Source organism: Streptomyces sp. NPDC059909, assembly GCF_042730885.1.
In the GTDB taxonomy this organism is placed as follows: domain Bacteria; phylum Actinomycetota; class Actinomycetes; order Streptomycetales; family Streptomycetaceae; genus Streptomyces.
This window is the reverse complement of the sequence record NZ_JBHWKX010000169.1, coordinates 1-4,752: the sequence shown is the minus strand read 5'-3', so window position 1 is coordinate 4,752 and position 4,752 is coordinate 1. Positions and strand designations below refer to the sequence as shown.

Annotated in this window: 4 protein-coding genes and 1 pseudogene; 4 read left to right on the top strand and 1 reads right to left on the bottom strand. The window is 66.0% G+C overall.

The annotated features are described in order from the left end of the window. Positions 1 to 142: 142 nt before the first annotated feature. Together ACFV9O_RS39625 and ACFV9O_RS39620 are read left to right on the top strand one after the other, a co-directional pair. Positions 143 to 970, top strand: coding sequence for a hypothetical protein (locus ACFV9O_RS39625; RefSeq protein WP_385427761.1), 828 nt, complete (start codon positions 143 to 145; stop codon positions 968 to 970). A gap of 43 nt (positions 971 to 1,013) precedes the next feature. Next, positions 1,014 to 1,778: a hypothetical protein gene (locus ACFV9O_RS39620; RefSeq protein ID WP_385427758.1), complete on the top strand. Its 765-nt coding sequence runs from the start codon at positions 1,014 to 1,016 to the stop codon at positions 1,776 to 1,778. 16 nt (positions 1,779 to 1,794) lie between these two features. Here ACFV9O_RS39620 and ACFV9O_RS39615 read toward each other — a convergent pair. Beyond that, positions 1,795 to 2,097: pseudogene (locus tag ACFV9O_RS39615) on the bottom strand (HisA/HisF-related TIM barrel protein); the annotation flags it as partial. 1,103 nt (positions 2,098 to 3,200) lie between these two features. Here ACFV9O_RS39615 and ACFV9O_RS39610 point away from each other — a divergent pair. Both ACFV9O_RS39610 and ACFV9O_RS39605 read left to right on the top strand, forming a co-directional pair. Next, positions 3,201 to 4,091: a hypothetical protein gene (locus tag ACFV9O_RS39610; protein ID WP_385427755.1), complete on the top strand. Its 891-nt coding sequence runs from the start codon at positions 3,201 to 3,203 to the stop codon at positions 4,089 to 4,091. 338 nt (positions 4,092 to 4,429) lie between these two features. Continuing rightward, positions 4,430 to 4,752, top strand: a 323-nt coding sequence (locus tag ACFV9O_RS39605; protein ID WP_385427752.1) for a hypothetical protein, incomplete at its 3' end; no start/stop codon positions are given.

Genomic DNA, 4,752 nt, shown 5'->3' with positions numbered 1-4,752 from the left:
TGGGAACACAGCGGCAAGGAAAAAAAGGGGGGGGGGGGGGGGGAGGCGCGGGGGTTTGGAGGGGCGGGGGGGGGTGTCGGGGTGGGGGGGGCGGGGTGTGTTCCCCCCCTCCCCCACCGAACTCGCCAACCGGAGGACGCGGATGAGACCTGCCGACTTCGACGACCTGATCCTGATGCTGGTGGAAGGCGAGGTGGAACCCAACGGCACGGATATGATCGTCCTGTTGCGGGCGAGCGAGCTGGCCAAGGGGGAGACGGAGTCCGACTGGTCGGGCTCCCCGATGATCGCCGAGATCGCGGCGCTCGCCGACCAGGCCTTCTCCGACGACCCGGCCGAGATCGAGCCCGCCCGGGAAGTCCTCTTCGCACTGCGCCAGTCCGAGGCGTCCGACGCGGCGGACGACCGGGAAGAGGGTATCCGGCAAAGCGAGGCGATCCTGCGGCACGTCGACGCCGCCCGTTTCCCCGTCACCGCGGCCGGAGCGCACCTGAAGCTCGGCGGGGCGCTCCCCAAGCTGTCGTGGAGTGACGACGGAGTCGACAGATCCGTGCTGCGGCGTGCCGCCGGCCATCTGGAGAGCGCGCTGGCGCTGCTGCCGGACGAGGAGGTGGACCTGGGGGCGATGGCCCGCTACAACGCAGCCCTGGCCTTTCGCGATCTGTGGCGGTCGGGCGATGAATGGGACGATGACGACGACGACCGGGGCAAGGCCCTCGAGCACGGCCTGGCGGCGCTCGCCGCGATGGACCGGGGCGAGTTCTCCGGCGACCGGAGCACAATGAGCCGGGCCGTGCTGGCGGTCCTGATGGCCGACGGTGAGCCGAGGGACCCCGAGGCGCGCGATCAGACCATCGCCGTCCTGCAGACATGGCTGGCCTCGCGCGAGGGGAAGTCCCTGCCGGGCACCGAGAGACGCGCGCTGAAAGAGGCGCGCGACCACCTGATCACCGGCCGGGACCGCGGCTGAGCGCCCAGGTGACGTCCTGTGCTCCTGCGAGGAGGGATCGCCCGTGTTCCGGGACTACCTGTACATCGACCGGCCCCGGCTGGTGAGTTACGCCGAGCAGATCGGCGCGACGGCCGCGAAGGCCAAGAACCGCCAGTGGCGGGTCGCCCTCGGCCTCACCGGCCCCGTAGTCGAACACCAGCAGGGGTCGGCGGAACGCGCCGCGAACGACCACGAACTGGCCGAGTCCGTGACCCGCCATCTGCGGAAGAAGGGCGAGCTGCGCACGACCCGCCCGGCATCCCTGGACGACGTAGACGAAGGACAGGCCACGTTCGTGCTGGAGACCATGCGGGCGCGAAAGGTGATCTTCACGTTGGACGGCGGCGGTGCCCCGCGCGGACTGCGCGAGCTCGCGGTATGGGTGTCGAACCCCTTGGAGAACCCGTCGTCGCGCGACGCGGCGGGCGTCCGCGACGAGGAGGCGACGGGCATGTTCGTGTATCTGCTCGAAGGCTACTGGGACGACGAACCCGCCAAGCGCGCCTACTCGATGATGACCGCGCTCAACGTCCTGCTCCGCACGCTGCGCGACGCCGGCGCGGCGCCCGAAGCGAGCGCCGGGTCCGACACGTCGCGGGACGACTACGCGACGCCGGTCAACATCCTGGTGCGCAACGGCGGCGTCAAGGGCGACATGCGCACGGTCACGGCGCTCTACCGGGTGCGGTCGGTCTCGGAGAACAAGATCGTCAACGTCGGCGGGCGCACCCTGCGCTGCCACGACCTCTTCGCCTACCCCCTGTACGTGGCCGCAGGGAACGGGTGAGAGCCCGGCGGGCGCCTCACCGGACCGGGTGCCCCGCCTCCCGCAGGACATCCTTCACTTCCCCGATCCGCAGCTCCCCGAAGTGGAAGACGGACGCCGCCAGGACCGCGTCCGCACCCGCCTCGATCGCCGGCGGGAAGTCCGCGAGCTTCCCGGCCCCGCCGGAGGCGATCACCAGCACCGACACGTACTTGGGCACGGCCGCGATCATCTCGACGTCGTAGCCGTCCTTCGTCCCGTCGGCGTCCATCGAGTTCAGCAGGATCTCGCCCGCGCCCAGCTCCGCCGCCCGATGCGCCCACTCGACGGCGTCGATAAGCGGCCGGTACGGCCGCTGGTGCTGACTGTTGGCCGTTGCGGACTCGAGCACAGCGACTCGTCGACCGTAGTGGCGGGCGGGTCGCGTAGTACGCCCAGAACTTGCCCGGCATCACAGCGCAGCCGTGGGCGATGAGCGCCTCATCAACGGCCGCCATGTACTCGGCATGTGGCAGCCCTGGCCTTGCTCAATGAGGAATATCGAGTTCCAACCACAACACAAGTACCGGATGTGAACTTGCGTCGCTCCAGTCCCTCATTACCGCATAGATAGGCCTGTTGTTCACGCTGGGGTCTAGACTGCCCGCCAGTCCCTAGCAACCGCTGAGGGCAGCGTCACGGTCAATGATCGAATCCCAGCCATCACCAGGAGTTCGCGACGATGCCTGCCTTCAATCCGTATGTAGATGACCCGTCCAAAGGGCCTGCCTTCGAACTTGGCTACATTTGGGGCTTCACGAATCCAGGCTCGGATGACAATCCTCCCCCGTACTCGCCAGACCTCCTGGACATCTATCTTGAGGGTGTCGACTCAGGTAAGGATGACTGGAGTCAATCACCTAACGGACCTGCGGCAACATCGTGGGTGCATTGGTCGGAACTCCAGGACCAAGAAGAGCACGAATGGGTGCATCACCTGATAGTTGAGGGCCTTGCGGAAGCATTTGCGCACCTTTTCCACAGGGCAGCCTTTGGCTTGGCCGGTGTGTTCGTAACCGTTCTCGGAGTATCAGGCGACACCTCGCTTCATCCTCTTCCAGAGGGCTTTGAGCAGGGATACTCAGGTCCCGAGCCTGACTCAAACGTCTTCTACGCAGCTGCGTGCGCTCGCTCCGACCATCCAATTCCGGGTCTGGGTACGACGTCGGATGGGTACTGGATCGGCTCGCCGTACAACGACTTTGGCGCTGCCCTCAAGGAAGCCGTGGCGCATGAGCACACGGAAGCCCTGGTGGCCCGCTGCAGTTTGACGGACGAGACATGCGGACTGGTATGGGCAGCGAGATAGCGCGCATCGATAATGGCGTTGATGCTAGGCCTTGATGTCGTGGATGGCGCCAGGTAGCGGCGAGCGGACTTCGTCTCTCACAAGGGGGGTGCCGCATGGCGGTGCTGGAAACGCTAGGTACAGCAACAGCAATTATCGGGGCTTCTATTGCTGCTGTTGCGGGCACGAAGGCTCTGCTGAACGAACTGGGATTTGACCGGTCGGCGATCATTGAAGTCGTCAATGCCACCGGCGAGGCTCTCCGGGTCGACGTGGTCGAGCCGGAGTCAGGTGCCTTTCACGACTGGCCGGCGAGCTACATCGAGCCAGCCGACAACCTGCTCTTCACCATGCGAAGCCGGCACGCGGGAGAAGGTGTGGGCGGTCACATGACCCTTGTCGGGAACGGCTTCACCGTGTTCGTGGACTGGAGCAACCCACTGGTTGGCCCGAACGACATCGACATCACCGTCACCGGCGCGCGAGCGGGTGAGTTCATCCATCGTGCAATGGTCACCGGAGGAGCGACCGGAGTCCATCTGCGGGCGGAGCTCGGCTATTCCGATGTCAACCGGTTGGAGGCCTTGCTTGCCCGCCAACCATATGGAGGGTTCGTTCTCGATGCCGAGGACGAGTACTGCGCGCCCGTGGCGGGCCACAGCATGGGGTTTCGGGAGGCCTATAGGGCGGTCCTCGACGGATCGAGAGTCCGCTTCGACATTATTGTCACCGACCCTGCGGGGAGCATCCGAACAGGCCGCGGCGAGGTTGCGACACACGACGGCTCCACTGTCTCCATGGTGGTCAACGAGTGCGTCAACGGACGACGTGTTGGCCAGTGGACCAACGTTGGCCTGGCCGCGTGGTACGGCTCCTATCTGTTCCGCGTCGAGGTGCCGGGCTTCGAGCATGTCAACGGGTTTCTGAAGGAGGAGAACGGCTACCGCGAAGTGTTCGACGACGGAAGTTCGGTGATGTTCATCGCCTGGGGGATTCCCCATATTTGAGCCGGCGTCCTGGATCCTGTGGCGGGAGCACGGGGTGCTCAAGACCGCCGCCGCTTCCGTGTGACCCAGTTCGCAACGGAGCTGAGGTAGTTTCCTTCTGGCTGGTGCGAGCTACGTGAGGGAGAACACCTATGGTGCCGTCCTGCCGGTTGTGGCCAGCAGGTAACGGAACTACCGCGACGGTGGTCGTCTCCTTTCCGGGCTCTGTCGCCTCTCGTATCAGGGATGCCAGGTCCGGTGCAGGCGGCTCAATGCTCTTCGACGCGGCAGCACCGCTTCCATGAGCATGTCGATCAAGGGAACGATGCCCCACCATCCTCTCGTGCAAGGACAAGAGCGTGCGCCTGGCGCTCGCGATCGAGTCGGCCGAACTCCGCGTCACGGTGGGGCCACAGAGCGATGCCCGCCTCGCCGACCTCTTCGACGGCCCGCGCGACGGTGGTCCGTACGCGCTGGGGAGGGATCACGCCCGGCCGGGGCATCGCAAGGTCGTCTACGGCCCCGGAAGTCGCGCCCAGTCGGTCATCGATCGGCCCGTGCACGGACCATCTCCCAGTTGTGTTTCCCCTAGAAGATCACTGAAAATCTTGCGTGTGGGGCTGTCCGGCGGTGGGCCGGGCAGCCCCTTGCCTTATGCGTGTGCCGTTGCGAGCGTCCAGGT

Coding starts and splice junctions, on each gene's coding strand:
- ACFV9O_RS39610 (WP_385427755.1), top strand. CDS start 3,201: ATGGCGGTGCTGGAAACGCTAGGTACAGCAACAGCAATTATCGGGGCT.
- ACFV9O_RS39625 (WP_385427761.1), top strand. CDS start 143: ATGAGACCTGCCGACTTCGACGACCTGATCCTGATGCTGGTGGAAGGC.